The organism is Phaeobacter sp. HF9A, assembly GCF_011806385.1.
Classification (GTDB): Bacteria; Pseudomonadota; Alphaproteobacteria; order Rhodobacterales; family Rhodobacteraceae; genus Epibacterium.
Map to the genome: position 1 here is coordinate 1 of NZ_JAATOX010000216.1, position 3317 is coordinate 3317.

Annotated in this window: 3 protein-coding genes; 1 reads left to right on the plus strand and 2 read right to left on the minus strand. The window is 62.4% G+C overall.

The features are described from left to right. Positions 1-45: 45 nt before the first annotated feature. Both HCZ87_RS20335 and dusA read right to left on the minus strand, forming a co-directional pair. The gene (locus tag HCZ87_RS20335) at positions 46-840 is read right to left on the minus strand and encodes a hypothetical protein (RefSeq protein ID WP_167646889.1); all 795 of its coding nucleotides are present in this window, start codon (positions 838-840) and stop codon (positions 46-48) included. Positions 841-844: 4 nt separating this feature from the next. Beyond that, entirely contained in the window at positions 845-1837 is a 993-nt protein-coding gene (gene dusA / locus HCZ87_RS20340) for a tRNA dihydrouridine(20/20a) synthase DusA (RefSeq protein WP_167646891.1), read from the minus strand. A gap of 392 nt (positions 1838-2229) precedes the next feature. Here dusA and HCZ87_RS20345 point away from each other — a divergent pair. Next, positions 2230-3317: PAS domain-containing methyl-accepting chemotaxis protein (locus tag HCZ87_RS20345; RefSeq protein WP_254868723.1), on the plus strand; the 1088-nt coding region annotated here is incomplete at its 3' end.

Below are 3317 nucleotides of genomic sequence, written 5' to 3' on the forward strand. Positions count from 1 at the left end.
ACCCGTGCCGCCGCCCGCAAGATCCCCTGGGGCAGCGGCGCCTGACTATCTTGTGGCGCTCAGCCAATGGCGCTGCCAGTCCGACATCTCGGGGCGGAAATAGGCGATCATACGGCCTTCGCCGTCCGGGGCTTTGGCCCCATCGCCCCATGGCGCGACCCCGTGCAGGCAGAGACGATGCATCAGGTAGGCCTCGCCCGGTTGCGCATGCACGGTGACCCGTGGGCAAGTGTCAAACACCTTGCGGCGGGCCTCGGTATAGGTCTCGGTCACATCGACCTGGGCCCATTGTTCTGGCGGCACATCTTGCAGCAGGCCCTGAAAGGCGGCGCGCATGATGTGGTGGCTGCCCTCCCAGACCACCAGCGGCGCGGCGTCGGGGCTGGCGGCATTCAACGGCAGACCAAGCACCCAGGCGTGGGGTTCCTCGATGCGGCGGCGGCGGTCCGCGCCAAAGAGCTTGATCCCGTCCACATGCGCTGCGTCCCGGTTCAAGCGGTAGCGAAAGGCCGCGTCGCCCTCGCCGATGCGGGGGCGTGGATAGCCCGGAAACATCGCCGAGACCTGCGCCCGGTGTAAATCGCCCAAATCGCCATGCTCGGTACGGATGAAGTCGATCGCCGGCCCCGCCAGCGCGGGCCCATCCGCCAGCTGCCCGCTGCTGTCGTTGGGCAGCGCGTCAACACCGATGAACCAGGTGCCCTCGCATTGCAGCCATTCGGCAAAAGCCGGATCTGTCAGCGCTGCCCGGCCCGCGACGCGCGCGTGCGCCGCCCAGGCTGCGGTCCTTGGGTCATAGGCGAAGCGCTGCCAGCCTTTGCTGTGATACCCGCCCGCCATCCGATCAGGCCGCCCTTGCGGTGACAAGGGAGAGTGCCTCTTCCACCAGTTCGGGGCCCGCCCCCTTGCGGCAGGCGCCTTCCGAGAGATGACGCCGCCATTGTCGCGCACCGGGGCGACCGGCAAAGAGACCCAGCATATGCCGGGTGATCTGATGCAGACGCGCGCCTTTTTGCATCTCTGCTTCGATATAGGGCAGCATCTGGCGCACCACTGCCACCGGATCCGTCACCGGCCCGTCGCCAAAGATCCGCGCATCCGCAGCGCAGAGGATATCCGCCGGCAGGTGATAGGCCGCGCGCCCGATCATCACCCCGTCAAGCCCCCGCGCCAGCTGTGCCTCGGCCTCGTCCAGTGTCGCGATCCCGCCATTGAGCGAGATATGCAGCTGCGGAAACTCCTCCTTCATCCGATGCACCAGGTCATAATCCAGCGGTGGGATATCGCGGTTTTCCTTCGGCGAGAGCCCTTGCAGCCAGGCCTTGCGCGCATGGATGATCACCCGCCTCAGACCGGTCTGCGCAATCCGCGCGAGAAACTCCGGCAGGATCTCTTCTGGGGTTTGCGCATCCACGCCGATGCGGCATTTCACAGTAACATCGATATCGACCGCCTCTTGCATCGCCGCGACGCAATCGGCCACCAGATCGGGCGCTTGCATCAGGACCGCGCCAAAGGCACCGGATTGCACCCGATCACTCGGGCAGCCGCAGTTCAGGTTGATCTCGTCATAGCCCACCTCGGCCCCAAGACGCGCGGCTTCGGCCAGCTCCTGCGGGTCGGAGCCGCCGAGTTGCAGCGCCACCGGATGCTCGCTCGGGTCGAACTCCAGCAGATGCAGCGCCTGCCCCCGCACCAAGGCCGGCGCGGTCACCATTTCGGTATAAAGCAGCACATGCTTTGACATCAGCCGGTGCAGATAGCGACATTCGCGCGTGGTCCAGTCCAGCATGGGCGCGACCGAGAGCCGTGCGGCGGTTTCTACGTCCTGTGACAACTGGCGAACTCCACCTCGCTTGGGGCGGGATACTGTAGAAAGGATCCTCCAGCACCACCTTTTTCTGGAAATTTCGAATCAAGCGGCTTGCGATGTATCACATTCGAAACCGGCAGACAGCGACCCAAGGCCCGGTTTTGCCGTAAAAAACGCGGTACTCCCGGCGCAGCCACGTCCAAAGGCTATTTCAGGAATACCAAAGACGTGCGCCGCACGCGGGAGAGCGCCAGCCTATCATTAGGAAAGGATAAATGAACTTCGCCTATGGTATTACAAACTGGTTGCAACCGGGCAAGCCCTGCCCTTTTTCAAGAGTGATGACAAATATGCTGTTCAGAAAAAACCGGAACGCCTCAGGTTCAGGAAAATCCGACGAGCAACTGCTGAGTGAAATGCTTCACCGAACGCAGGCCGTCATCGAATTTGAAACCGATGGCACAATCATCAAGGCGAATGACAACTTCTTGAAAACGCTTGGCTACAGTCTGGATGAAATCGTCGGCAAGCACCACAGTATGTTTGTCTACAAGAGCTTTGCCAAGTCAGAGCGCTACAAGGAAATGTGGGATACTTTGCGCGCAGGCGAGCAGCAGAGCGACCAGTTTCCGCGCGTCTGTAAGAATGGCGATGTGGTCTGGATTCAGGCGACCTATGCGCCTCTCCTGGACGAGGATGGCAAAGTCCTGCGTGTGGTCAAGATCGCAACCAACATCACCAACCGCCGGCATGAAATCCTGCGAATTTCTGCCGCGCTGGAAGAGCTGCGTGATGGCAACCTGACCCATCGCTGCGGCCCCTCCGATATGGATGATATCCAGCGCCTGTCGGATTCCTACAACGAGGCCGTCAGCGCGCTGCGCGAGGCAATTGATACCGTCCGCGGGGTTTCGTCAGGGGTGGAACAAACCGCGGATGAGATGAGCAATTCCTCCAGCGAACTGTCCCAGCGCACCGAAAATCAGGCCGCCACCCTGGAAGAAACCGCCGCCGCCGTTGAGGAGCTCACCGCAACCGTGCGCTCTTCCGCCGAGGGGGCCAAGGATGTGGAAGCCACCGTACAATCCGCCCGCAGCACCGCCGAAACCAGCGGCAAGGTGGTGTTTGACGCCATCGAAGCGATGTCGCAGATCGAAGCTTCCTCCGGCGAGATTGCCAAGATCATCAGCGTCATCGACGATATCGCCTTCCAGACCAATCTGCTGGCGCTGAACGCCGGAGTCGAAGCCGCCCGCGCGGGCGAGGCTGGTCGTGGCTTTGCCGTCGTGGCCTCCGAGGTCCGCGGTCTGGCGCTGCGCTCCGCCGAAGCCGCGGGCGAGATCAAGGGGCTCATCGAGGATAGCTCCAAACATGTGGCCAATGGCGTGACCCTGGTGGGCCGCACCGGCACCGAGCTGGAAACCATCATCGCAAGCATCAACTCCATCTCGGAGAATATTTCCGACATCGCCCGTGGTGCACAGGAACAGGCCGTGACCCTGAA